The sequence below is a fragment of the Thermonema rossianum DSM 10300 genome (assembly GCF_000426825.1).
GTDB lineage: Bacteria > Bacteroidota > Bacteroidia > Cytophagales > Thermonemataceae > Thermonema > Thermonema rossianum.
Window position 1 is genome coordinate 53304 of the sequence record NZ_AUGC01000004.1, and the last position, 25688, is coordinate 78991.

At 49.3% G+C, this 25688-nt stretch carries 22 protein-coding genes; 12 read left to right on the top strand and 10 right to left on the bottom strand.

All coding sequences use genetic code 11. From position 1 onward, the window contains the following. Window positions 1-98 precede the first annotated feature (98 nt). Both K384_RS02540 and K384_RS02545 read right to left on the bottom strand, forming a co-directional pair. The gene (locus tag K384_RS02540) at window positions 99-344 is read right to left on the bottom strand and encodes a hypothetical protein (protein WP_157630025.1); all 246 of its coding nucleotides are present in this window, start codon (window positions 342-344) and stop codon (window positions 99-101) included. Between the two features lie 30 nt (window positions 345-374). Continuing rightward, window positions 375-1121: a glycosyltransferase family 2 protein gene (locus K384_RS02545; RefSeq protein ID WP_038029129.1), complete on the bottom strand. Its 747-nt coding sequence runs from the start codon at window positions 1119-1121 to the stop codon at window positions 375-377. Window positions 1122-1225: 104 nt separating this feature from the next. On the opposite strand from K384_RS02545, the gene K384_RS02550 reads away from it, so the two are divergent. Further along, the gene (locus K384_RS02550) at window positions 1226-2299 is read left to right on the top strand and encodes a glycosyltransferase (RefSeq protein WP_169737600.1); all 1074 of its coding nucleotides are present in this window, start codon (window positions 1226-1228) and stop codon (window positions 2297-2299) included. On the opposite strand, the gene K384_RS02555 is transcribed toward K384_RS02550, so the two are convergent. Further along, window positions 2281-2706: a Fur family transcriptional regulator gene (locus tag K384_RS02555; RefSeq protein WP_038029131.1), complete on the bottom strand. Its 426-nt coding sequence runs from the start codon at window positions 2704-2706 to the stop codon at window positions 2281-2283. The two genes, K384_RS02550 and K384_RS02555, sit on opposite strands and share 19 nt — an antisense overlap. Before the next feature lie 157 nt (window positions 2707-2863). On the opposite strand from K384_RS02555, the gene K384_RS02560 reads away from it, so the two are divergent. Next, entirely contained in the window at window positions 2864-4255 is a 1392-nt protein-coding gene (locus K384_RS02560) for an amidohydrolase family protein (protein ID WP_038029132.1), read from the top strand. Between the two features lie 63 nt (window positions 4256-4318). Next, window positions 4319-5518: a hybrid sensor histidine kinase/response regulator gene (locus K384_RS02565; RefSeq protein WP_038029133.1), complete on the top strand. Its 1200-nt coding sequence runs from the start codon at window positions 4319-4321 to the stop codon at window positions 5516-5518. Here the strand turns inward: K384_RS02565 and K384_RS13225 are convergent. From K384_RS13225 to K384_RS02580, 3 genes are all read right to left on the bottom strand, one after another. After that, window positions 5475-7478, bottom strand: coding sequence for a sensor histidine kinase (locus K384_RS13225; RefSeq protein WP_084147086.1), 2004 nt, complete (start codon window positions 7476-7478; stop codon window positions 5475-5477). The genes K384_RS02565 and K384_RS13225 overlap by 44 nt on opposite strands. Continuing rightward, window positions 7475-9892 carry a caspase family protein gene (locus K384_RS02575; protein ID WP_038029134.1) on the bottom strand — a complete coding sequence of 806 codons (2418 nt, stop codon included), beginning with the start codon at window positions 9890-9892 and terminating at the stop codon, window positions 7475-7477. The genes K384_RS13225 and K384_RS02575 overlap by 4 nt, the downstream gene beginning before the upstream one ends. Before the next feature lie 78 nt (window positions 9893-9970). Beyond that, window positions 9971-11116, bottom strand: coding sequence for a CaiB/BaiF CoA transferase family protein (locus K384_RS02580; protein ID WP_211245214.1), 1146 nt, complete (start codon window positions 11114-11116; stop codon window positions 9971-9973). 349 nt (window positions 11117-11465) lie between these two features. Between K384_RS02580 and K384_RS13710 the strand changes: the two genes are divergently transcribed. From K384_RS13710 to K384_RS02595, 4 genes are read left to right on the top strand one after another with little or no spacing between them, the layout of a single operon-like run. Continuing rightward, window positions 11466-11621, top strand: a complete 156-nt coding sequence (locus tag K384_RS13710; protein WP_157630027.1) for a hypothetical protein — start codon at window positions 11466-11468, stop codon at window positions 11619-11621. Window positions 11622-11681: 60 nt separating this feature from the next. Next, window positions 11682-12389: a (d)CMP kinase gene (gene cmk, locus K384_RS02585; protein WP_038029136.1), complete on the top strand. Its 708-nt coding sequence runs from the start codon at window positions 11682-11684 to the stop codon at window positions 12387-12389. Between the two features lie 56 nt (window positions 12390-12445). Beyond that, the gene (locus K384_RS02590) at window positions 12446-13345 is read left to right on the top strand and encodes a 4-hydroxy-3-methylbut-2-enyl diphosphate reductase (RefSeq protein WP_038029138.1); all 900 of its coding nucleotides are present in this window, start codon (window positions 12446-12448) and stop codon (window positions 13343-13345) included. Beyond that, entirely contained in the window at window positions 13338-13778 is a 441-nt protein-coding gene (locus K384_RS02595) for a DnaJ-like cysteine-rich domain-containing protein (RefSeq protein ID WP_038029139.1), read from the top strand. Before K384_RS02590 ends, K384_RS02595 begins: the two co-directional genes overlap by 8 nt. A gap of 51 nt (window positions 13779-13829) precedes the next feature. Here the strand turns inward: K384_RS02595 and K384_RS02600 are convergent, their stop codons facing one another. Both K384_RS02600 and K384_RS13230 read right to left on the bottom strand, forming a co-directional pair. Further along, the gene (locus tag K384_RS02600; protein ID WP_038029140.1) at window positions 13830-15059 is read right to left on the bottom strand and encodes a PP2C family protein-serine/threonine phosphatase; all 1230 of its coding nucleotides are present in this window, start codon (window positions 15057-15059) and stop codon (window positions 13830-13832) included. After that, window positions 15056-16105, bottom strand: coding sequence for a redoxin domain-containing protein (locus K384_RS13230; RefSeq protein ID WP_051633048.1), 1050 nt, complete (start codon window positions 16103-16105; stop codon window positions 15056-15058). The genes K384_RS02600 and K384_RS13230 overlap by 4 nt, the downstream gene beginning before the upstream one ends. 204 nt (window positions 16106-16309) lie before the next feature. On the opposite strand from K384_RS13230, the gene K384_RS02610 reads away from it, so the two are divergent. Next, on the top strand, window positions 16310-17086 hold the full coding sequence (locus K384_RS02610) for an NRDE family protein (RefSeq protein ID WP_038029141.1): 777 nt from the start codon (window positions 16310-16312) through the stop codon (window positions 17084-17086). Between the two features lie 74 nt (window positions 17087-17160). Further along, window positions 17161-19758: a cation-translocating P-type ATPase gene (locus K384_RS02615; RefSeq protein WP_038029143.1), complete on the top strand. Its 2598-nt coding sequence runs from the start codon at window positions 17161-17163 to the stop codon at window positions 19756-19758. Between the two features lie 74 nt (window positions 19759-19832). On the opposite strand, the gene fbp is transcribed toward K384_RS02615, so the two are convergent. Both fbp and K384_RS02625 read right to left on the bottom strand, forming a co-directional pair. Beyond that, on the bottom strand, window positions 19833-20846 hold the full coding sequence (gene fbp, locus K384_RS02620) for a class 1 fructose-bisphosphatase (RefSeq protein WP_038029144.1): 1014 nt from the start codon (window positions 20844-20846) through the stop codon (window positions 19833-19835). Between the two features lie 102 nt (window positions 20847-20948). Next, window positions 20949-21332, bottom strand: a complete 384-nt coding sequence (locus K384_RS02625; RefSeq protein ID WP_038029444.1) for a co-chaperone GroES — start codon at window positions 21330-21332, stop codon at window positions 20949-20951. A gap of 82 nt (window positions 21333-21414) precedes the next feature. Between K384_RS02625 and K384_RS02630 the strand changes: the two genes are divergently transcribed. The 3 genes from K384_RS02630 (at window position 21415) to K384_RS02640 (ending at window position 25550) form a co-directional block, all read left to right on the top strand. After that, window positions 21415-23238, top strand: a complete 1824-nt coding sequence (locus K384_RS02630) for a chloride channel protein (protein WP_084147087.1) — start codon at window positions 21415-21417, stop codon at window positions 23236-23238. Window positions 23239-23312: 74 nt separating this feature from the next. Next, the gene (ispG, locus tag K384_RS02635; RefSeq protein WP_038029147.1) at window positions 23313-25298 is read left to right on the top strand and encodes a (E)-4-hydroxy-3-methylbut-2-enyl-diphosphate synthase; all 1986 of its coding nucleotides are present in this window, start codon (window positions 23313-23315) and stop codon (window positions 25296-25298) included. A 60-nt stretch (window positions 25299-25358) separates the two neighbouring features. After that, the gene (locus K384_RS02640) at window positions 25359-25550 is read left to right on the top strand and encodes a DUF6728 family protein (RefSeq protein WP_038029150.1); all 192 of its coding nucleotides are present in this window, start codon (window positions 25359-25361) and stop codon (window positions 25548-25550) included. The last annotated feature ends 138 nt before the right edge of the window (window positions 25551-25688 follow it).

Genomic DNA, 25688 nt, shown 5'->3' on the forward strand with positions numbered 1-25688 from the left:
CGGCGGCATGCAGGCATTCAGTGTGCGAAGGCGTGAACTCAATAAACAGGATAGACGATGAAGAAGGCATTTTTGGCTGCTAAAATAGCGAAAAAGCTTCAATCCTCTATCACATGAAATGCCCGCAGGTAATCCAGCCGCAGATGCTTATGATTATCAAGGACTACATATTCTGCCCCCTCTTTTACATACCAGTCGGTGAGCAAAGTATTGCAACTAATTGTTTTACCTGTATCAGGATCGTCATAAGTCAAGTGCACTCTCTGCTTTTTGACAATGCTACTCTCTATGTGGTCGTGCAGATGACAGGCTATGGGCTTATAGGTATGTGCTTTGTCTTTCATGCTTTTCTCGGTTTTGAACAAAAACAATGCTCACTGCTTTTTAGTGCTTATTTCATAAGCTTTTAAATACTTTACTGCATTGTAGTAGGCTGCCATGAGAGACCAAACGACACCTACTGAGCCATTCAGCCAGCATCCTTTCAATAAAAACTGTTGTATGAAAGCAACACCAAAGCGGAGGAGGGCATAGGCAGGTGGTTTTACTTTCCCTTTCTCTACAATCCCCTGTGCCATCAGGGTCGTATAGCGGTTGAACTTGGTAAAGTAGTCTTCCAGGTTGCGGTAACTTTCATGCCATAGTATTCCCCGCAAATAACCTGTACTTCCGCTTACTTCCACATATTCGTGAACGGCTTTGTTTACAAAATTACCGTGCCGTTTGTCAAACAAGCGCAAGATAGGCTTGCGTCTTTCTGAGCGTATCTCTTTGCCCATAAACACCAGGCTGCGTGGCAGGTAGTAGCCATGGTGACGTGGTGTAACCAACTCTTTTTGTATCTCTGCCTGCAAAGTAGCAGACAGATACTCATCGGCATCGAGCGAAAGTATCCATGAGTGCGTAGCTTGAGTAACAGCGAAGCGCTTTTGTTCGCCGAAATTGGTGAACGGACGATGTATTACCTTGGCGCCCATTTTCCGGCAAATATCCACCGTTCCGTCGGTGCTGCCTGAATCAACCACTACTATTTCGTCGCACCATTGAATGCTCTGCAAACAGCGCTCAATTACATCGGCTTCGTTGTAGGTAATCACTACTGCGCTGACGGCCTGCTTCATCTTTTTGGCTCAAAAATACATAAGTCTTGGCAGATAATTGCTAATTTGCCGGTGAAACGATCATTGGGTGAGCCCGCCCGCGGGCGGGTAGAAACTGCATGCTCATGAAAAATATTGTACTGGTCAATACCGAAGAAAATTGGGGCGGTGGTGAGCATTGGTTTTATGAAGTGGCAGTAGCTTTGCAAAAAGACCCGCGTATAGCTGTTTGGGTAATGACGCATCCGGAAGGCCGCTTAAGCGCCCGGCTAAGAGAGGCCAATGTGGGAACGGTGCCATGCAGTGTATCCTTGGCTGATTTGCTGAACCCTTCCAAGCAGAAAAAGTGGCGCACTTTTTTTGAGTCGCACCATATAGAGTGCATACTGTTCAACACACCAACCGAAGCTAAAGTGCTGGGGGCAGCGGCATATAAAGCGGGGGTGAGGCGGCGTATCTTACGGCGTGGAAGTGCCCTGCCTGTGCGGGACTCTTTGCCCAACAAATGGTTGTTGAAGAAATATATCACGCACTTGCTCACCAACTCTTATTGGACGGCCCGTTTGCTTCAAGAGGAAAGTAGCTGTGTGGCCGGCTTGCCCGTAAAGGTGATTCATAACGGAGTGCCCAAAGCCCGGCTGTGGCAGAGCCCCACCTACCGTGAACAACCACCTTTAAAAATAGGAAGTGTAGGCCGCTTGTCACCGGAGAAAGGGCACAAAGACCTCTTGGAGCTTGCAGAGTATTTGATACAGGACGGTATGGAGGTTGAAGTGCATATTGCAGGCGATGGGGCGGAACGTCCTGAGCTTGAGCGTCTCATCCGGCAGAAACACCTTCAGCAAAAGGTTTTTTTGCATGGCTTTGTGACCCAACCGGCGCTCTTTATGCAAGAAATAGATGTGCTTGTGCATACGGCGCGTTGGGAAGGGTTTGGTTTTGTATTGGTGGAAGCCATGGCGCAGGGGCGTCCGGTAATTGCTTATGATGCGGGCAGTACCGGCGAGATAGTGGAGCACGGAAAAACCGGCTTCATAGTACCTATGGGCGAGGTGGAACAGCTTGCAGAGGCTGTGCGTATGCTCCGGAGCCCGGCCCGCCGTCATATGATGGGGATAGCTGCCATAGAACGGGTGCGGCAGTGCTTTCTTTGGGAGAACAAGTTAGAAGAAATATTGCATTACTTGCTGTTTGAATGATCGCTGCACCGGGGGCACACACCCTGCACCAATAAACTGACTTCTTCTGCCCGGTAGCCCTCGGGCAGCGAAATATTGGGCACATACAGCCGGTCGAAGCACTCGGTATGCTCGCAGCGCGTGCATTTGAAATGCACATGGTGGTGATGATGTTCGTGGGGTTCGCAGCTGCTGCACAATGCATAGCGTGGAATGCCGCTGTCGTCCGGTATCTTATGCACAATACCCTCCTCGGTAAAGGTTTTGAGCGTACGGTAAAGGGTAACCCGGTCGAAAGAAGGCAAAGCTTCTTCCAAGTCGTGCTGCGACAGGGCAAAGTCACTGGACAAAAAACACAAGAGCACCTGCTCGCGCGCTGCCGTGCGCCGTAATCGTCGCGATGCCAATATTTGCCGTACTGTTTTCATCAGAACAAAAATACAAAATATTTTACGTTTTTAACTCCCTGAAAAGCTGTGTCTTTGCTTCCACTATGCCGTTTTGCCTGCCTGCTCTTCTTGTGGATTCAGCAAAAAAGTATATTTTTATTATCGATATACCTGATTTTTTGAAAACACTGTTTCCATGAATCGACGAGAGGCGCTTCGATTGATTACAGCCGGCACGGCTTCTATGCTCTTACCTTCTTTTGTGAGGGTGCGCTCCCGCGCTTTGAAAATAGGCATCGTGGGGGGCAAGGTATTTTATAACGGGAGCTTTAAAAATCTTTTTGTAGGGATAGACCAAAACAACCGCTTGGTCGTATCGGACGTAGTCCTGCCTTCCGAAGCACTCTACGAAGTGCATGGTAAGGTGGTAAGTGCCGGTTTTATTGACATACTGGGCGACAACTCTTCCAATCCGGAGCGTACGTATCATATTTTTGAGAAATACAAAGTAACCGACGGTTTAACCACCGTCTTGCAAATGCATGGGGGGAGTGGTGACCCCGCTGCTTTTTATGATTATTTTGGCCGGAAGCCCCACTATGTGAATTATGGCGTATCGACCAAAGTCATGAGCATACGCTACAAATATTCTACGGTGGCGGCGCGTTTAAAAGCAGTAGAACGGGCTTTGGAGGCCGGGGCTTTGGGGGTATCGCACAGCTTGGAGTATCAGCCCACCCCTTACGATGAAGTGCTGGCGTATGCCCGTTTGGCACATCGTTATGAGCGCCCTTTTGTATTGCATTTGCGTTACTCTTCGCCTGAAAAAGAGCTGGAGGGCGTAAGGGAAGCCATTCGATTGGCTGCCGATGCCGGCGTGCACCTGCATATTGCCCACCTGCACTCAACAGGGGGCACTTACCATATGGCAGAGGCTTTGGAGCTGATTGCGCAAGCGCGCGCCCGGGGGCTGCGTATTACTACCTGTGTGTATCCTTATAGTTATTGGGCTACTTATTTGCACTCTAAGCGTTTTGACCCCGGTTGGCGCTCTTATTATGGTCTGGACTACAGCGACCTGGTGGTGGTAGGAACAGGTGAGCGGCTGACGCCTGCCCGCTTTGAACAGCTGCGGCGGACCCCTGGCGTATTGGTGGCTGTGCCCGAAGGAACCATGCCGCTGCATAAAACGGTGGACTTGGCCCTGCAAACCGATTTTTGTATGATAGGTTCTGATGGGGGAATAGAAAGGGAACCACGGGCCAACTCGCACCCAAGAGGTGCCGGCTGTTTTGCTACCGCCATACGCCATGCTTTGAGCATAGGTATGCCTTTGGAAAAAATACTAACGAAAATGACCACTTTGCCGGCTTCGTTGGCGCCTTCGCTTTTGCAGCCGCGTGCCGCCATAGAAAATGGACGAATAGCTGATATTACCGTTTTTGACCCTGAAACCATAGAAGGAATGGCCACCGTGTCGAACCCCAACCGCTTTTCTAAGGGGATTGAACTGGTGGTAGTCAATGGGGAAGTAGCCTACGAAGGAGGCCTGTTGCGTAAGCAAAACGGGCAGGCTATACGCTACTGACCAAGAATATTGACTTTTATACTTATAACTTCGTATATTACAGCACCGTAAGCTCTTGTTGCAATGCATGACCACCACACCATATTATATGTAGATGACGAACGCTATAATTTAAAAGCATTTTATCATGCTTTCAAGCCATCTTACCATATCGTAACGGCTCAAAGCGGAGAAGAAGCATTGAAGGTGCTTGCCACTCAGCCGGTAGCGGTGCTTATTACCGACCGCCGCATGCCGGATATGGATGGCATCGAGCTGCTCAAACGGGTGGCAGAGAACTACCCGCAGGTCGTTACCATGATGCTGACAGCTTACGGGGACAAAGAAGCCTTGATGCAGGCTATCAATGAAGGGCATGTGTATGCCTTCGTTACCAAACCATGGAATGAGGTCGATCTGCGCCTTAAAATAGATAAAGCCCTTGAACATTTTCGTCTGTTGCGCAAAAACGAACAGCTGGTTCGTGAGTTGCAAGAGGCCAATGCCCAACTGGAAGAACGGATAGAGGCACGCACGCGGGAGCTGTCGCAGCGCAACCGCGAATTGGAGCGCCTGACTGCCTTGCAAAACCGCTTGTTTTCCATTATTTCGCATGATTTGCGTGCGCCTTTGCATACGCTTTCCAACTTCTTGCAAATATTTATCAATTACGGTGAAAAAGGGTTTACCGTAGAAGAGTTGGTGCATACGGCGCAGGATATCCACACCCATCTGCAAAACATACAGCAACTGCTCAATAACTTAATTCAATGGGCCAAGTTGCAACTACAAGAAGTCGACTACTCTTTGAACCCCGTGGACTTGCAAGATTTGTTTGATGAAAATGGCGCTTTGGTGCGTCAAACGGCCATAGAGAAACAGATAGATTTGCAAGTACAACCGGCAGGGGGAATCAAGGTAATAGCCAACCGGGAGATGCTCAACTTTGTATTGCGCAACCTGTTGTACAATGCCCTGAAATTTACGCCGGAAGGAGGCAAGGTGGCTCTGACTGCTCTTTATCAAGGGAACGGCCACTGCCATATATTGGTGGAAGATTCGGGCGTGGGCATGCCTTCCTGGATGATTACACAAATCATGGAGGGTAAAAGCATAAGCCGCCCCGGTACGAAGGGCGAACGCGGTACAGGCTTGGGCTTGGCCTTGTGCCATGAGTTTGTAAAGCGAATGAACGGAAAAATGGACATAGAAAGCGAAGAAGGCGAGGGGACCCGTGTTTCTATCCGTCTTCCTTTGTATGCCGGACCGGAAGCTGAATCGTGAAAACAGTGCCCTTTCCTTCTGCACTCTCCACCGTGATATTGCCTTGATGCTGTTGAATGATACCATACACGATAAACAGCCCCAAGCCGGTTCCTTCGCCAGTTTTTTTAGTGGTATAAAAAGGCTCAAAAATATGACGGCGTACATGCTCGGGGATGCCGGTTCCGGTGTCTTCCACCGTAATCATAACTTCATTTTCTTTCATATGCCAAGTGCGAATACGCAACTTACCTCCGTGCGGCATGGCATGAATGGCGTTGGTACATAAGTTAATGATGACTTGCTGCAGGCGGGCAGGAAATGCTTCGATAGCAGGCAGCTGTTCATTCCTTTTCCAATCCAGTTGAATATTGCGGGTGCTCATCTCTGACCGCAGGAAGCGTAAACTTTGTTCTATCAATTCATTGAGGTCGCAGTTTTGCATGCTGTCTTCCGTACGGGCAAAACTCAGTAAATCTGAAATAATGCTGTTAACCCGGCGTGCCCCTTCCTCTATGGCTTCGGCTAAGTCCTTGATGTCGTGCAGGATTGCATCCCCTTCTGCTTTTTTCACCAAGGTGCGCAACTCTTCTATGTTTTTGTCGTTGGGTTTTTCTACTACCTGTATGACACTCTGCATAATGTTTTGTAAATAACTTACATAACGCCGGAAAGGGGCTGCGCTTCCTAAAATAAAGTTAATCGGGTTCTTAAGCTCATGGGCAATGCCTGCAGTGAGTAAGCCAAGCGAAGCCATTTTTTCTTTTTCGGCCAGTTGTAACTGCATACGCTGCATTTGTTGCTGGGCTGCTTTTTGCTCCCTGATGTCCCGAAAGATACCGGCCAAGCAGATGGTATGCTCCTTGCTTTTGTCTTGAACCAGAAAAAGCAGGGCATCGCAGATAACCGGCACCCCGGTGCTGTATTCCATGAGGGTAAGCTCACCGCGCCAGTATTTTTGTTTGTATAGCACCGGAAATACCTCCTCAAATATTTCCCGGCTATTGGCTTCCAGCAGCTGCCGTATGTTGATTGCTTCGCCGGCTTTTAGCTGTAGTAGCTCTTGTCCGGCAGGGTTGGTATAAATCACTTCACCTTCTATATCAGATAGAATGATGCAGTCGGCGCTGTAGGTAACGGTTTGAACAAACTTTAGCTCCTCCTGTTGTGCTTTGCTGAGCTTTTCTTTTATTTCCTCCAGCTCAATGATTTTTCGCTGATAGTCTTTCAGCAAGCTTTGTAATTCTTCTTGTTTTTCAATAAGGGCTTTGGTGCGTTGGTGAATGATGTTTTCAAGGTTTTGCTGGTGCAAGGTGATTTTCTCTCTCTCTTTCCGCAGTATTTCTTCCCTCTTGCGCAGCAGCTCTTTTTGTGCTTCACTTTGCTTGGTGAGCTTGTCAAGTATATGGCTGTTGCGGCGCAGCTGCCAGTCCGATACCCATACGACAAACAAATTGATAAGTGCAAGACTTACAAGAGTGTTGAGGCGCACGGTATCAATAGCATTTTCCGGCAGGGGAAATTGCACCGTAAAGGGAACGCTGTACAGGTAGGCAATACATGCAAAAGGCATGGATAAAGCAAGGAGGCGTAGCCCCAACTCTTCTTTGGTAAAGAGGAGGACAGCTACAACAATGGAGGTGGTGTAATAGTATTGGAAAAGTGTATCAGTACCAAACAGGTAAACGAAAAGCAATATATTCAAATTGATGAACACAACGAATACAAAACGGGCAAGACGATGCATCTGCCAGTAGTTGAGCAGTGGGAAAGCCCAATACATGATGAAAGTGGCAAAAAAGTAGTTGTATATTTCCGGCGTTTCGAGCAATGTGGTAAAGAAAATGGCATTCATCAAGTTCACTGCCATAAGAAACAGCGCGCCCAAGTTGAGGAGCTCCACACACTGTGCCAGGTCAAAGTTGAGCTGTGTGGTAATGCCTAATTTTCGATATTTACTAAACCATGCTTTCCACATCATTTATTGCTTTGTAGGGGAATGATAAATAAAAAGTCGCTACCCGGTTCATTGTCACCAAACTCACCTAAGCGAGGCTGCGGACTGATGACCTCCAGATAGGTCATCAATTCGGCTATGGTCAATATGCGGTCCTCGCCGCCCATGCTGCGTAGTGCTTCCAAAAAGCGCCGTACAAAAGGAGAGTGCTTGCCGGGCATTCCGTCAGAGACATACTCCTTGCCGCCGGAGGTGATGTATTTGCGTGTTACGACCGATAGTTTTTGACTGATAAAGTTTTCTCTTTCTTCCACACCGGGCTCATGCGTGCCTCTTTTTTGGGTAGTTTTGGCAATGGCCGGGTCAAAGGTGCCACCAAAGCAAACATCCATCATCAAGAGTATATGCCGGCAAGGAATGTTATTGATATAGGTGCGCAGGCTTGAATAAGACAAATAACTGGACTTGGTTTCGTCGTCGGCGCGTGAGTCGGCAGTAACCAAATAACCTTCTCCAAAAAGCTCATCGTATTGCCCGTGTCCTGCAAAAAAGATGAACAGCTCATCTTCTGCCTGATATTTTTTCAACAGATACTCTTTGATTTTGAGTAATATCTGCTCTTTACTTGGGTTAATCACCAAATCGGTTTCGAAGCCATAAAGGGTATGCAGAGTGCGGGCGATGGTTTGGGCATCGGCAACAGGGTTGACCAAGTCGCTCCAATGCTCATATTGGTTGGTGGCAAAGATAAGTGCATATTGACGTCGCTTGGGAACGGCCGGCGCTGCTTGGCTTAGCAAGGGGGCAGCATCCAGAATAAAAGTTTGGGTTTGGCAGTTGTCATGAATATCACACACTTCGATATGCAGGGTGTCATGCGCTGCGCGCATGCTATGCGTATAACGAAACTCATCTCTTTCGTTCAGCACCAAAGGAATGCCATTGATATGGAGTTTCTTGACGCCGCTTTCATCCGCAATACGCCCTATGATGGTGAAAGTGGAAGCACTCACAGGAAGGCGCCCTTGGGAGCCGGCTTGCGGTGATACCAGCTCCACGACCGGCGGGCTGTCGTCCAAGCCCAGTGCGTCGAGGGTTTGCTTCAATTGGCGTGCTTCCTCGCCGGGGTGATGTTCTTTCCGGGCCAAATCAATGGCTTTCATGCAAATGGGATAGGCACGCAGCGGATGCCCCGCCTTGTAAAGCATTTGTGCCCACAGCAGGTTATGGGCATAGGTGTCTTGCTGTTCGGCTGCCATTTGTGCCCATTGCAGGCCTTGCGGACTCCAAGCTTCTGTGGGCAGAAAGTCAAAACAAGCTTTGGCAAGATAATAGTAGTCGCTGCCTGTACGGCATAGCTGTAGGTAGTAGGCCTGCAACATCTGTGCTTGGGCAGTAGCTTGCTTTTTCCGCTGCACTACGTATTGCAAAGCCAAAACCGGCAAATGGTCGCGTGATAATGCAAGAGCCGCCTGCAGCAGACTGTCGGCACGTTCCACCTCATGAGTAGAAAGATAATACTCTGCCAGTCCGGCATAGGCACTCAGCTGATGGGGCGACTCGGCGAGCAGTTGCCGGTAAGCGTTTTCCACAGACCGGTTTTGTTGCATCTTGCGGGCAATGGCGGCACGCAGCAGAAGCCCTTCCGTGAAAGAGGGGGTGTGTTGTAGGCAGTATTCGACCTGCTGAAGGGCTGCCCCATATTTGCCGCTTTGATAGTAACAAAGCGCTTGTTGGTAAAAGGGCAGGGGCGAAGAAGGGCGTAAGGCTGCTGCCAAGCGGAAGTCTTCCAGTGCCTGGTAGTACCGCCCCAAAGAGCGGTAAGCAATGCCCCTTTCTATCAAGTCATGGAAGAAAAGCGTTTCGCTTTGCTCGATACAATGATTATAGAGCGCTATGGCACGCTCATAGCTGCCTTCTTGCAAGGCAATGCGGGCATGGATGCGCCGGACCCACAATGAAAGGCTATCGATGGCGGCAGCTTCGCGTAGTTGTTGATAAGCCCTTTCCCGTTCGCCGCTCATATAAAGCGCATAAGCCCGGCAGGCTATCCGGTCAGTACGGCGGGGCGAAAGAATAAGGGCCTGCTCATAGCTGCGTGCTGCCTGTTGCCATTGCCCGGCAGCCAGTTGTATGTCGCCCAGAAGTGCATGGTAGCAGGCTTCTTGTGGCGCTAAACGCAGGGCTTCGGTGATGTCTTGTTGGGCGGCTTGCAACAGGTGCATGTCCAAGTATGTGCGCGCGCGCCAGGCATAAAGCGAGTCGTGAGGTGCTTGCTTAAGCAGCTGATTCCAGCAGTGAAGCGCCTGCGGATACTGCCCCCGTTGGTAAAAGGCTATGCCTTGCTCGGCAGAAACCTGTGCAAAGAGTCCGGATTGGATGCCCGCTAACAGATGAATGAAGCAAAAAAAGAGAAGTAAATGCTTTTTCGGAGCCATGGAACAAGTCTATTATAAGCAGAAAATACAAAACTTATTGGGAAGTTGGCCGGTATTTGGCAAAGAAATATAGCAAAATTACTGCGCATCCGGCTTGGTGCCGGTGCGGGGCGGCTCTTGATAAGGCGGCGGTGGTGAAGGGTGGTGCCAGGCATAGCCCTCTATTTGAGCCACCAATTGCCGCAATCCCTTGAAGGGGGTGTGGGGGTGTTGTAAAATGAGTTTTTGCGCTTGTGGCGTTTGAAAGACCTCATCCATACGGTTGACTGCTCCGGCGGGTATTTTGTGCGCCCGGAGTGCCTGCAACAGCTCGTCTTTGTTCCATTGCAAGATAGCTTGGCGCAGGAGCGGCAGCAGCTCGTTGCGGTGGTGTACGCGCGCCGCATTGTCGCGAAAGCGCCTGTCCTCTGCCACGGTGCTCATGCCCAATACCTGACAAAGCGCCCGGAACTGTTTGTCTGTACCTACAGCCAACACAATTTCTTTGTTGTCGGCAGTGGGGAATACCGTGCCATAGGGAACAATGTTCGGGTGCTCGGAGCCTAAGCGACGGGGAACGGTACCTGTATTGAGATAGTTGGTAGCTTGGTTGGCCAGTGAGGCAACGGCCGCTTCAAACAAGGACACATGCACATAAGCGCCCTTTCGCAAGCGCTCGCGCTGCCATAAGGCAATCAGCAGCCCCTCTTTCAGTTGGTGGGCAGCCAGCACATCTATTAGGGCAACAGGCATTTTGACGGGCCCGCCGCTACTTTCGCCATTCAGATAGGTAAAGCCTGCTTCGGCTTGTATGATGGCATCGTATCCTACGCGCTCATCCTCCTTGCCATAACCTGTAATGTGCCCATATATGAGCAGTGGATTGAGTGTACGGAGTGTTTCGTAGTCCACGCCCAGTTTTTGAGCGTCGCCGGCTTTATAGCTTGCCAGTACAATGTCGGCATCTTGAATGTAGCTGTAAAGCAGCTGCTTGTCTTCTTCCTTCTGTAAGTCGAGCACGATGGATTGCTTGCCGAAATTGGCACAACAAAAATAGGCGGAAATACGCGCCGGGTTGGGCGTCTCGCTGCGGCTAAGCCAACTGCGGGTAACATCGCCACCGGTGCGGGCATTTTCCACCTTGATGACCTGCGCGCCCAGTTCCGCAAAAAACTGACCTACCGAAGGGCCCGCCAGCACATTGGCAAGCTCTATGACCTTTAAGCCTCGAAATATGTCTTGCATGACCATTCTTTTATTACAAAAATACATGCCAATAGAGAATAAGTACGATATTTGCTACTCCTTTCAAAAAAATGTATCTTAACCGGTGCATCTCAAATTCGTATATTACTTTGGTTAGTGAAAAAATATTGGTTTAGTTAAAACTGTCAGCCCATGAAACGCTTTCTCTTCATATGCTTGTTGTTAGGTGGCATGAGCCTTTTATTGACAACGGCGCTTTCGTCTTGTGCACCGAAGCGGCCACCTTATGGCTACGATAGCCAACGTTGGGTGCCACGTAAGCACAAACAAATGAACTTCCGCACTTTTACGGGATATCCACGGGATAGAGGAAAAAGAAAATAAGCCTATGAAACGATGGAGCCGATGGCTTGCGCTGTTGCTACTGTTGAGCATGGGGACAGTGAGCGTGAGTAGTTGCCAATCTCAACGACGCACCAAGTATAAGCGTCATGGAAAAATCCCCAAAAACGGAAAGATTCCTTGTCCGATTAAAGACTGTTAAGAAAAGAGGGTTTCCATTCTTTGGGAAAGCTCGTATCTTTGCGCCGACCGAAACAACGTTATGAAAAAGATAATTATTGCTATCGACGGATACTCTGCCTGTGGCAAGAGCACCACAGCCAAGAAAGTAGCGGCAGCGCTCAATTATCGATATATCGATTCCGGCGCCATGTATCGAGCGGTAACCCTCTATTTCCTTGACCACTTTGTGGAACTAACCAACCCCAAAGCCGTAGAGGATGCCCTCAAAAACATAGAAATAGACTTTCGTTACAACGAAAAGAAAGGCAAAAGCGACACCTATCTGAACGGCTTGAATGTGGAGGACGAAATCCGCAGCATGCGTGTGTCGCAAATGGTGAGCCAGGTAAGTGCATTGCCTGCGGTGCGTCGTGCAATGGTAGCCCAGCAGCAGCGCATGGGAAAACAACGGGGCATTGTCATGGATGGCAGAGACATTGGCACCACCGTTTTTCCCGATGCCGAGGTGAAGGTATTCATGACCGCCGACATAGCCATACGGGCCTATCGCCGGCAGCAAGAATTGCTCGAAAAAGGCGAGATGCTCGAGTTGGATAAAATTATAGAGAACCTCAAATCGCGCGACTACATAGATACGCACCGGGCAGAAAGCCCCTTGGTGCAAGCGCCCGATGCGCACTACCTTGATACCTCTTTCTTGACCATAGACGAACAAGTGGAATATGTGCTTCAATTGGCCACTTCCAAAATCATTGAAAAGAACAAAACCACTATCACAACTTGTTAAACCATTAGCAGAGAGAACAAGGGGTTTTCTCATTGTACTTTGACCCGTTCTAAATTATGGAAATCCATATCGATAAAAATTCAGGCTATTGTTTTGGCGTAGAATATGCCATTCAAATGGCAGAAGACGCCTTGCAAGAAGCTGAAGTAGTTTACTGCTTGGGCGATATTGTGCACAATGACCGTGAAGTGGAGCGGCTGCATGCCAAAGGGTTGCGCATCATCAACCGGGAGGATCTCAAAAATCTGCGAGACTGTAAAGTGCTGATTCGTGCTCATGGTGAGCCACCGGAAACTTACGAAATCGCACTGCGCAACAATATAGAACTAATAGATGCCTCTTGCCCTGTGGTTTTGAAGTTGCAGCATAGAGTGAAAAACGCCTACGATAAAAGCATGCAAGAAAACGGACAGGTGGTGATTTACGGCAAACCGGGGCACGCCGAAGTCATTGGACTCATAGGGCAAACCCGGCAAAATGCCATTGTAGTGTCCGGTATTGAAGACCTCGATGAAAAAGTAGATTTTACAAAGCCCATTACTTTATTCAGCCAAACCACAAAACCTACCTCCGGCTTTTATGCCTTGAAGGCTGCCATTGAAGAGCGCTTGCAAAAAAACGGATTATCGCCGGACGAATACTTCCGCGCCAATGACAGCATTTGCCGGCAAGTGTCGAATCGTGAGCCTCAATTGCGCGAATTTGCCCGCCGGCATGATGTGATTCTTTTCGTTGCCGGTAAAAAGAGCTCCAATGGGCGCTCTTTATTTGAGGTGTGCCGCAGCGAAAACCCAAGAAGCCATTTCATTGAAGATGAGTCGGAAATACAAGCCGGGTGGTTGGAAGGCGCGCAGAAGGTGGGAATTTGTGGGGCTACTTCCACGCCCATGTGGCTGATGCAGCGCGTGGCACGTCATCTTGAATCAATGGAGGCTGCCTATGAGACAGATGCATAAAATAACCCTGCTTGCTTTTTGGGGATTACTTGTTGCCTGTTGGGGCGGCGAAAGCCGTGCGCAGGTGCAAAAAAACTGGAACGATAAAAAGTTTTATTTGTCACAGGAGTTACCCGACTCTTTGTTGTGTGAATTGTGCAAAGGAGCAGGCTACTATGAGGTTTGCCCCGATGTGAATTGTTATCAAGGCAAGTGCTTGTCTTGCAAAGGCACCGGGCGTTGTGCTTATTGCTACGGCAAGGGCTTCATAAAAAAAGGCGGCGAGGAGGTGGACTGTCCCCGCTGCGAGGCAGGCAAATGCCGGCGTTGTGAAGGCGATGCTTTGTGCGCCACCTGCCGTGGTGCCGGCCGCTTGGTGTGTAAGCGTTGTTTAGGTACCGGCAAAAGAGAGGTGAACCGCCCCGGCGGACGTTTTGCGCCCTCCACACCTTGAATTGAGCAGCCGGCAAGGGGACTGTCATCAGTTTGCATGCTCTGTTTTGCCTTACACTTCAAACCCCATTACCAATACATCATCGATTTGGGGCTCGTTGCCGCGCCACTGTTCAAAGAACAACTCAAGGGCCTGTTTTTGCTCATCGAAAGGTAGGGTAGCTTTCTCGAGCAATAGTTCCTTGAACCGGCCACTTCGTAATTTTCTTTTTTTAGGTCCCCCGAACTGATCAGGAAAGCCGTCGGAGAAGAGATACACTTTCTCACCCCCCAGAAGAGGAATCGTATGATTGGTGAATGACTTGCTCATCTTTTGTTCTACGTAACCGATGGGCATGCGGTCGCCTTTGAATTCATGCACTTCGGCACCTTGCAGGATGAGTGCCCCGTTGTGTGCACCGGCAAAAACAATGCTGCCATTTCCAACTCTTACAACAGCCATATCCATTCCGTCGCGCATTTGCTTCTTTTGTCCTTCGGAGCGGCTAAGGGCTTGCACTATGTTGTCCCGGAGCAGGTGGAGCAGTTCGCCCGGGGTGTAGTCGGCATCTTCGCGCAAAAGCTGTACCAAGAATGTAATGCCGAGCATGGAAAGCAAAGCACCCGGAACCCCATGCCCTGTGGCATCGGCAGCAATGATATAGCGGTATTGCCGGGTTTGCTGATAGTAGTAAAAGTCGCCACACACAATGTCTTTAGGCTTGTAGAGAATAAAAGAATTGGGAAACATTTCCTTGAAGAGGGCTTCGGATGGAAGCGTGGCCGTTTGTATGCGTTGGGCATAACGGATGCTTTCCAATAGCTTTTTATTCTGCTTCTCTATTTGCCTGCTGAGGCGTATGCGTTCGCGTATGTCCCGTATATAAAAAGTAACGGCAGGGCGATTGGCTTCAAACGGGACCACTTTGCCGCTAAACTCTACATCGTAGCGATCGCCTTCAACCAATAAAGGAATATCTTGAAACACAAGCCCGCCCTCTTCGTAGGTCTTGGCAATACGCCGGCTGAGTTTGTCCACTTCTTCCGGAGGCACAAACTCATGCAAATACTTACCTTGCTCGCTTTTAACCAAGCGATGAAAGGCTTGGTTGCTCCATAGCAGGCTGCCGTCCAGCATGTCCACCACCACAATGGCGTCGTTGGCTTCATCGACCAGGTGTTGATAGCGCTCTATGGCTGTTTCTTTTTCGCGCAGGCGTGCACGATATTGAACACGGAGCCATAAGAGGCTCAGAACGGCAACCATGATGGTTACCACGAACCAAAAAAATGAAATACTCATAAAGTTTCTACGATTTTTAAGATGGATTCCGGGTTCAGGCTATCTACTTTGTCGGAGCGGGAGATGTAGCGGATAACCCCTTCTTTATCTATGAGAATGGCTGCCGGCAACGGAACGCCTTTGTCCAGGTCGCTTACCGCCTTTGCGGCCGGATTGGGCTTGGGAAGAAAGAAACCATAAAGCTCGGCAGTAGAAAGGTCGGGATCATATAGCAGGCGGTAATGCAGGCGCAGGGCCTCCTTTTTATAACGGTTGTTGGCTTCCGGGTCGGGATTGATGGAAAGAACCTCTATGCCGCGCTCATTGAAAAGTTGGTAGGCACGCTCATAGGCACGCAGCATGATGTGGCAGTAAGGGCACCAGTCACCACGGGTAAAGAACAGCAAAACCGGTTTTTTGCCTTTGTAGTCACGGTATAGGTCAACAAGCCGCCCTTCTTCGTCGGGTAGTTGAAAGTTGGGTGCTTCTTTGCCTTCCATGACCGGATGGCGTCCATAGTAAGGCTTGGACTGCACATAGTCATAGTAATGCTTGAAGAAGGCGTAAAGCAGCATCACAAGGCCAAAAAGAGCAAAGCTTAGCAAAGCGGCTGCGGGTGTTTTTAAATAAGCGCTCCGGTTGCTCAACAAAGCGGGCCATGAAGTTTGCATCACAGCAGGCGCAAGCACAAAAGAAAGGGTTCCCAAAAACCAGCTGACGAACTCTATCCAACGGTGCGTGAGCAACCCCAAGCGCACCAAATACACATGGCGAAACATGGCAGAGTTGAACCAAAGCAGCATGGCAAAAGTAAAATAGGGCAGGGTGTGCCCAAAGTGCAAATCCGCTATGAGACCACTCAAAAAACTGCTGCCATAGGTGATGGCATACATGAGCGGCGGGTTGTATTTGGTTTCCGACAGTGCCACTCCAAATACAAACAGACAGTTGAGCCCCAATAAGTACAGGCCGGCAACCACGTAGCCCGCAAAGTACAAGGCAATGCCCGTGATATGCAGTATGATGAGCAGAAAAGTGAGAGGAAAACGGCGTAAGAGTTGTGTCATAGAGTCGATAATTGGAATTTAAATGCTTTTGCGCATTTAATTATACAATTTTTTTACGAAGCAAGTTCTTACTTTTTTCAATGTATGAAAATATTACAAAAAATCAAGGCGGGCAAATGCGGTGCATTGCATGTGAATGATGTGAACAAGCTTTAAAAAATTGTATCTTACAAGCCGCTTGGTGAATCACATAATGAAACATACATGTGTTTGATAATATGGGCACAAAATATGCATCCCGATTATAAGCTGATTCTTTTAGCCAACCGGGATGAGTTTTATGAACGGCCGGCTTTGCCCGCTCATTTTTGGGAGAATGGGCTTTTGGCAGGTAAAGACTTGCAGGCAGGAGGCACTTGGCTGGGGCTGCACCCCAAGAAGGGGGTGGCTGCCGTAACCAACTACCGCGACCCCAAACTCATCAAAGACAAAGCCCCCTCACGTGGCGAGTTGCCGCTGCAATACTTGACTTCTCCTCAAAGCAGTCTGAACTACCTGGTGCGGCTTCACCCGCGGGCTGCTGCTTACAATGGCTTTAATCTTTTGCTATTTGACGGGCGCGATGTCATGTATTATTCCAACATAGAGCGCATCATAAAAAAGGCGGATGAAGGCATTCATGGTTTAAGCAATGCCTTGCTCGATACCCCTTGGCCTAAAGTACGGCGCTGTAGGCAGGCATTGAAACAATACATAGAGCAGCTCGAAGCACAGCCACCGGCAGCTGATGACTTGTTTGGTATCATGCAAGACACTTGGCATCCGCCTGACGATGAGCTACCTCATACCGGTGTGCCCTTGGAATGGGAGCGCGCTTTGGCTTCGCCTTTTATTCGCACCCCCCGCTATGGTACCCGTCTTACGACCATCATCCTTTGGGATAAGCACGACCGGGTGGCTTTCATAGAGAAGTGGCATGCAACGCCTTTTCAGGAAGAAAAGATTCAGCGCTTTGAATTGCAAATGCGCTTGTTGGAGTAAGGAAGGGTTCGCTGGCAGGCTGTGTGTTTGGTGCTCTCATTAAATATTAAATACGACTTAAAAATACGCACTACATGTTGTACAGTAACTTTTCAGACAAAGACCACTTGTGGTATAGCTATGACGTTGAGCAGGCTTTGCATTTTCTTGCCTCAAGTAATCAGGGGATTACAGAGGCAGAAGCGAAAAAACGGTTAAGTAAATATGGCGTCAATTCTATTGAAGACTTAAAGGCTACTTCGCCATGGACACTTTTCATCCGCCAATTCAATGATTTTTTAATTTGGATACTTTTGGCGGCGGCCGGACTGTCTTTTGCAACAGGTGAAACTATTGATGCCGGTATTATTTTAGTAATTGTTCTGCTCAATGCTCTTATTGGCTTTTATCAGGAATACAATGCAGAGAATGCTCTCTTTGCCCTAAAGAAAATGATTCGCCCGCAGGCAAAAGTAAGAAGGGGAGGACGTTGGCAAGCGGTAGATGTAAAAGAACTTGTGCCCGGCGATATAGTGGCAATAGAAAGCGGGGATATTGTGCCGGCCGATTTGCGTTTAATTGAAGTCAATAACCTCGAAATAGATGAAGCAGTGCTTACCGGCGAATCATTGCCGGTAGCAAAAAGCACGGAGCCTCTGCCGCCGGATACTGCACCGGCTGACCGGTACAATATGGCCCTCAAGGGGACACTCGTGGTGAAAGGGAAAGGGACAGGGGTAGTGGTTGCCACGGGCTTACATACTGAATTTGGAAAAATAGCTGCTCACTTGGCGAGTGAAGAAGATACCGAAACGCCCCTTAAACAAAACTTACGACAGTTTGGACATAAACTTACTTATTGGATTCTGCTTTTGTGCCTTTCCTTTTTTGTTTATGGCTATTGGCAGGGGCAGCCATGGTTCGCTTCCTTTATGCTGGCAATTAGCCTGGCAGTGGCAGCAGTGCCCGAAGCATTGCCCGCACTCATTACCTTGGCTTTGTCCAAGGGAGCTTACCGTTTGTCGAAAAAAAATGCACTGGTGCGACGCTTGCATGCAGTAGAGTCATTGGGGAGTATCAGTGTGATATGTACAGACAAAACCGGTACTTTGACAGAAAATAAAATGACGGTTAAACACCTGTATGTAAATGAGCAATATGGTAATATACAGTTACAAGGACGCCCGGTGGTTGATTATATTTTGGCTCTTTGCAATGATGTTCAGTTAAAAGAAGGGAGCCTGCAAGGTGACCCTACCGAGACGGCCCTGGTGCAATATATGATGGACAACGAAGGCATAGAGACACTGAAAGCGCTTAAAAGCTCATACCCGGTGATAGATGAGGTCCCCTTCGACTCCGGAAGAAAGCGTATGAGTGTGGTAGTGGAAATAGGGGATAAAAAGGTGGTGTTAAGCAAAGGGGCAGTAGAGTCTATAGTAAGCGTATGTGAGCAGCAAACAGCAGATGTAAAGCAAATAGCAGCTGAGTGGGCTGCACAGGGCATGCGTGTTTTGGCATTGGCTTACCGGCCTCTTGCAGAAAATGAATTAGGGCAAAAACAAGGTTATGAACGAGGGCTTACGCTTGCAGGGGTTGTAGCTATTTATGATCCGCCGCGTCAAGGTATAGAGCAAGTGATTGCCACCTGTAAACAAGCCGGCATCATTCCTGTGATGATTACCGGCGACCATCCCAATACCGCTCGTTTTATTGCAAAACAAATAGGCATCATTGATGATGAGCAAACTCAAAGGGTGTTATCCGGGCAAGACTTGAAAGAGCAACATACCGGTTGGCAGAAAGAAATTGCCCGTTGCCGTGTCTTTGCCCGCGTGACTCCCGAGCAAAAATTGTTGATAGTAAAGGCTTTTCAGCAACAGGGATATGTGGTAGCCATGACCGGTGACGGTGTGAACGATGCCCCTTCTTTAAAAGTGGCTGATGTGGGGGTAGCCATGGGTATCAATGGCACCGAAGTAACGAAGAGCACAGCAGACATGGTATTGATGGATGACCGCTACGAAACTATACTGACGGCCATAAAAGAAGGGCGTAATATTTATGCCAATATTCGGAAGTTTGTGAAGTATACCTTCAGTAGCAATTTGGCAGAGATACTGGTGGTGGTGCTCTCGCCCCTTTTAGGGTTGGGTAATCTGCTATATCCTATTCACGTTCTTTGGATAAACCTCATAACCGATGGCTTACCCGGCATAGCTTTAGGATATGAGCAAGAAAAGAAAGATTTAATGAAGTTGCCACCTCGCAAACCGGATGAAAGCCTGTTTGCACGGGGAAATGGAAAAGATATCCTGGTGATAGGGACAGTAATGTTTGTGTTGGTTTATGCGCTTGTTTCATGGGCAAGACAACATATGCCCCGGATCGATGAATCTACACTCGCATTTAATGCTTTGGTTTTTCTGCAGCTTGCCAATGCTATAGGCATACGCAAAGAATATTCACTGACCGGTTGGCGCCTGCATGACAACCCCGTTTTGCTGCTTACCTTATTGCTTTCGGTGGTTTTACAGTGGGCTGTTACGCAGTTGCCTGCATTGGGTGTTTACTTGAAAACACAACCTTTGCCCCCACTTGCTTGGGGGGTGTGTGTGCTGCCCGCAGTAGTTATTTTGCTGCTAAACATGCTTTTAAAATGGCAAAACCGCCGCTGTTTTTCCACAAAATAACAGACGGGGGTTGTGGCCTATACAAAAAAAGCTGCCCTGTTGCGAAGGGCAGCTTTTTTTATGCTTTACGATGCTTATGCCGTTACTTCGGTTTGTTGAAGGCATTGGTTTAAGCGCTCCATCAGGTCTTTGGAGCCGATGAAGAGCGGGGCACGCTGGTGCAGTTCCTTAGGTTCGATATCCAAGATGCGCTGTTTGCCGTTGGTAGCCATGCCGCCGGCCTGTTCCATAAGGAAAGCCATGGGGTTGCACTCAAACAACAAACGCAGCTTGCCATTGGGGGCTTTTTGTGTGGAAGGATACAAGAAAATGCCGCCCTTCAACAAGTTGCGATGAAAGTCGGCTACCAAAGAACCTATATAACGGGCAGAAAGACGCTGTTCGCGGCATTGCGCCACAAAGCGTTGCACACCTTCGGGAAAGTCCAACAGATTGCCTTCGTTGCAAGAATAAATTTTACCTTTTTCAGGAATACGAATCTCAGGATGGGACAGTATGAACTCGCCTATAGACTGCTCGTAAGTAAAGCCATTGACACCTTTGCCCGTGGTGTAAACAAGCATGGTAGAAGAGCCGTAAACCACGTATCCGGCAGCTACTTGACGGTTGCCGGGCTGCAGAAAGTCCTCCATGGTGGGTGGAGTGCCTACGGGGCTCACACGACGATAGATGGAAAAAATGGTGCCAATCGATACATTGACATCGATGTTGGAAGAGCCGTCCAGGGGGTCTATGGCTACCACATACTTGGCTTGATGGTTGCCGGTATCTATGAATGACGCTTCTTCTTCCGACACGATACCACACACTTCACCGCCATTGCGCAGGGCACGAATGAAGCGCACGTTGGCGGCTACATCCAACTTCTGTTGCTCTTCGCCCTGTACGTTTTGGTTGCCATAACTACCCGTGATGTCTGCCAAGCCGGCGCGGTTCACTTCACGGTGAATGATTTTGGCAGCCAGGGCGATATCGCGCAACAACTGCGACAATTCACCGGTGGCGAAGGGGAACTCATCTTGCTTGCGTTTGATGAAGCGGTCAAGGGTAATGCCGATAGAAGGGGTCAGTTTGTCTGCGTTGGTCATAGGTCTGCCTTTTGGTTCTTGCTGTTATCTTTTATCAAAAATAGTGCCTTGATGGCTAAGTCTTTATAAAAAAAAGCCGCCCCGGAAAGGGCAGCTCATGGGTTAATCAAATAAATCTTCATCACGCTCAATCATGAGAATAGAATGCTGGGGCACAATATAATAGCGTTCGCCTTCGTATTGTATTTCCACGGCCCCTTTTTGAAGGAAGAGCACAAAGTCGCCTTCTTTTACCTGCAGCGGTATGTAGCGCACACGCTCATCCACTTCCTTCCATGGTTCGTCTTCGATGTCAGGCGGCAGGGGTACAGGATAGCCCGGACCGGCCTTGATGACATAGCCCCCTTGCACCTTTTCCTTCTCTTGCACGCCCGGGGGCAGGTACAAACCACTCTCGGTACGTTCTTGGGTGGTCTTGGGCTTGATAAGCACCCGGTCGCCCACCATGATAATGTTTTTTAGCTTGTTGTCTTTTGTTAGAATCATCTTTTTATCCTTACATTTGAGCCTACAAGAACAAGCCGCTTTCTGTTTGTTGCGCAAATCTACAAAATAAAAGCTGAAAACCATGCCGAAAGTTTCCAAGTGGTTGAGGAGATGGAGCTTACAACTTCGATGGATGTTTCGCTATTTTTTGCAGTGGCGTTTGCGGCATATCAGCGACAGGCAGCTGGTTATTGGTGTGAGCGTGCTTTTGGGCTTAGGTGTGGGCTTGGTTGCTTCCTTTCTGTTGTTTACCACACGTTGGATAAGCAGCCTGTTGGCGGAAACACCTTTCGGCTGGCTCAGTTCGTTGTATTTTATTTTCCCCATTATTGGCATCCTATTGGTGCGCACTTATGTGCGTTTTTGGTTTCAAGGCAAGTTTCAGAAGGGGATGGCCTATGTGCTCTATGGCATCAGCAAGCGGCAAGGCAATTTTGAAGGCTATCACCGTTATGCCCATGTGTTGACCAGTGCTGTTACCGTAGGCTTGGGGGGCTCGGCAGGATTGGAAGCCCCCACCGTATTGACGGGAGCAAGCTGGGGAGGCTTCTTTGCTCGCCTGTTTCGTTTAGACAGCGCCTATCGTGTCATATTGGCGGCTTGTGGGGCAGCTGCCGGTATTGCAGCTGTTTTCGGAACGCCCATAGGCGGTGTGGTGTTTGCACTGGAAGTGCTCATGGCCAATGTGCACGCCAATTTTATAGTTCCTTTGCTTATCTCTGCTACCGCCAGTACGCTCATTTCACGCATGCTGGTAGAGCACGAACTGCTTACGCCGCGCGAGGGCTTGCCCGCTTTCGATTATGTGCATTTGCCCTTCTTGGTGCTCTTGGGGATTCTGTGTGGCCTGATTGCCGCCTATTTCATGTGGATGTCGAAGCAAATGACGCAATGGGAGCTGCGCGAAAAGAAAAACGGGAACCGCCTGTTTTGGGAAGAATTGTTTTTGTTGGGCGCTTTAATTCTGTTTTTGCCGCCCCTGTATGGTGAGGGCTTCGAGTGGCTCGATGCCATGATTAACCATCATGAAATGGCATATTTGCAGCGCAGTTGGTGGGGGCACTGGTTGCCGGCCGAGTGGGGCATTGCCCTGCTCATGTTCTTGGTGTTAATGTTGAAACCTTTGGCTACCTGGTTGACCATCTCTTCGGGAGGGAACGGGGGCGCTTTCGCACCTACGCTGTTTCTGGGAGGAACAACCGGCTATTTGATGGCTTATGTGGCCAACCATGTATTGCATTTTCCTGTGGAGCTGCCCGCCACCATGTTTACACTTATTGGCATGGCGGCCACCATGGCGGCGTATTTCCACGCCCCTTTGACAGCCATCTTCATGATAGCCGAGCTGAGTGGGGGCTATCATTATTTTGTGCCTTTGATGCTCATCACGGCCATTGCTTATGCTACCAAGGTGATTATTCAACCGGTATCGGCTATTCAGGCAGCAGCGCAAAAAATAGGCGCTTACTTGCCTGCCGACAAAGACAAAGCCATTTTAAACAACATATCCATCAAGCATGTGCTGGAGCGCGACTGTGTGCCGGTGCCTTATGAAGGCAGCCTGCGCGACCTGGTCGATGCCATTGCACGAAGCCGGCGCAATATATTCCCCGTAGTAGATAAAGATGGCTATCTGAAAGGCATCATTTTACTGGATGACGTGCGCAGTATCATCTTTAAGCCGGCACTTTATGATAAGGTAGCCATTGCCGAGCTGGTGCATGCCCCGCCGGCAGTGGTAGATATACACGAGAGCATGGAAGAGGTGATGGAGAAATTCGACGCTACCGGTGCCTGGAACCTGCCCGTAGTGGACGAAGGGCGCTACCGTGGTTTCTTGTCTAAGTCCAATATTCTTTCCGTGTACAGAAAAAGGCTGCGCTGGCAAATAGAGCATTTTGGCTGACATGGCCTGCCGGCTGTCTCTAAAACTTTTGCTTAAATTTGTAGTTAGAGAAAAAACAACAAACCCTGCTTCTTATGGAATTAAGCACTGCCAAGCCTTATTGCCCTTCGTTGACGACTTATCGCCGCCGCCCCACAGTAGAAGTGCATATCGGAGACCTGCCTTTGGGAAGCATGCATCCCATACGTGTGCAATCAATGACGACGGCCGACACCATGGATACCCAAGCGGTGGTGCAGGAATGTATCCGGCTCATAGAAGCAGGCTGCGAATATGTGCGTATTACGGCGCCCAGCATCAAGGAGGCAGAGAACTTAGCCAACATAAAAAAAGAACTGCGCCGGCGTGGTTACACCACCCCTTTGATTGCCGACATTCACTTCACCCCCAATGCCGCTGAGCTGGCTGCCCGCATCGTAGAGAAGGTGCGCATCAATCCGGGAAATTATGCAGACAAAAAGCGCTTTGAAATCATAGAATACACCGATGCAGCCTATGAGGCAGAGCTGGAGCGTATTCGCAAAAAGTTCATCCCTTTGGTGAAGATATGTAAAGAATACGGCACCGCCATGCGCATAGGGACCAACCATGGTTCGCTTTCGGACCGCATCATGAGCCGCTACGGCGACACCCCCTTGGGCATGGTGGAGTCCGCCTTGGAGTTCTTGCGTATTTGCGAGGAGTTCGACTATCACAACATTGTGTTGTCGATGAAGGCAAGCAACCCACAGGTGATGGTGCAGGCTTACCGTTTGTTGGTGCAGAAGATGGAAGAAGAGGGGATGCAGCCTTATCCCTTGCACTTGGGCGTAACCGAAGCCGGCGATGGCGAAGATGGACGCATCAAGTCGGCCATGGGCATAGGGGCTTTGCTCGAAGATGGTTTGGGCGATACCATACGTGTTTCGCTCACCGAAGACCCCGTGGAAGAAATACCCGTAGCCAAGGCGCTGGCGGAACGCTATCATCAACGTGCCCGTACACAGGAAGCCCCTTTGCCCGAGGTCATACGTCTGACTTATAACCCCTTTGCTTATCAGCGGCGCCACAGCCGCCCTGTGTTGTCGGTAGGGGGCGAGCAGGTGCCGCGCGTGATTGCCGATTACAGCCATTTCACCAACATAGAACCTGCCGACCTGAAGCCCATCGGGCATTACTACTTGCCCGCGACGGACAAATGGCATATGACAGACGACGGTGCCGACTTTGTATATTTGGGCAAGCAGGCGGTGCCTTTCATGCTGCCCAACGGACTGAAGGCAATTCAGGACTACGAAGTGTGGAAAGACGAACCGGAAAGCCCTCATGTCTTTCCTTTGATAACTTTCAGCCGGTGGCAGCAAGAAGACTGCCGTTTGCACACGCGCTGCAATTTCGTGCGCCTTTCAGTAGATGAGCTGCTGCAAGCAGACAATACGGCACGTTTCCATGACGGCAATATTGTGTTGGTGCTGCACACCGGGCGCGCGCATGCCATGCCTGCCCTGCGGCGTGCTTTCCTTTTCTTAATGGAGCAAGACATCCGGGTGCCGGTGGTCATAGAGCGCCGCTACAATGAAGCATGGGAGCAAAGCATTTTGTATGCTTCTACCGACATTGGTGGCTTGTTGCTCGATGGCATGGGCGATGGTGTGTTTTTGCGCCCTGCGGTAGAAGACAAAGACAAGGCGGCAAAGTTACTTGAATTAAAGCAACTCAATCAGCTGGCATTCGGCATTTTGCAAGCCAGCCGCACACGTACCACCAAAACCGAATACATAGCTTGCCCTTCGTGTGGGCGTACACTCTTCGACCTGCAAGAAACCACAGCCATGATACGCCGCCATACCGAACACCTGAAAGGAGTAAAGATTGGCATTATGGGCTGCATCGTGAACGGACCGGGCGAAATGGCAGACGCCGACTATGGCTATGTGGGCTCAGGCAAAGGGAAAATTACCCTGTACCGGGGCAAAGAGGTGGTGCGTCGCAACGTGCCTTCCGAAGAGGCGGTGCAGGCTTTGATTGAGTTGATACGCGAAGACGGACGCTGGATAGAGCCCCCCGCACCCGTAGAATAGGGAAACAAAATCTATGGGCAGGCTGTTTTTGGTAAAACAACAATTTTAAAAGCAACGATTATGTGGAGTAAAGTAAAATATTTCTTTCGACTGGGCGAAGTAGGCGCTTATTTCATACGTGTATTTCGCCCACATGACCCTAAATATCCTACCAGCTTCAACTTGCGCATGATGCACGGTATCAACCGCATCTCTATCGTCATGTTTTTGGTCTGCCTGATGGTGATTTTCCTTCGCAAGTGCGTCTTTTGAGGCAACAGGATATAGCCACACCGGAAGCCTTCGCAGAGTAGCGGAGGCTTTTTTTTCGGGAGATGAGACGGTAATAGGCAAGGGAAAGCAGTTAGAGAGCCCGGAAGAAGACCATGAGCAATTGCATCGAACCAAATT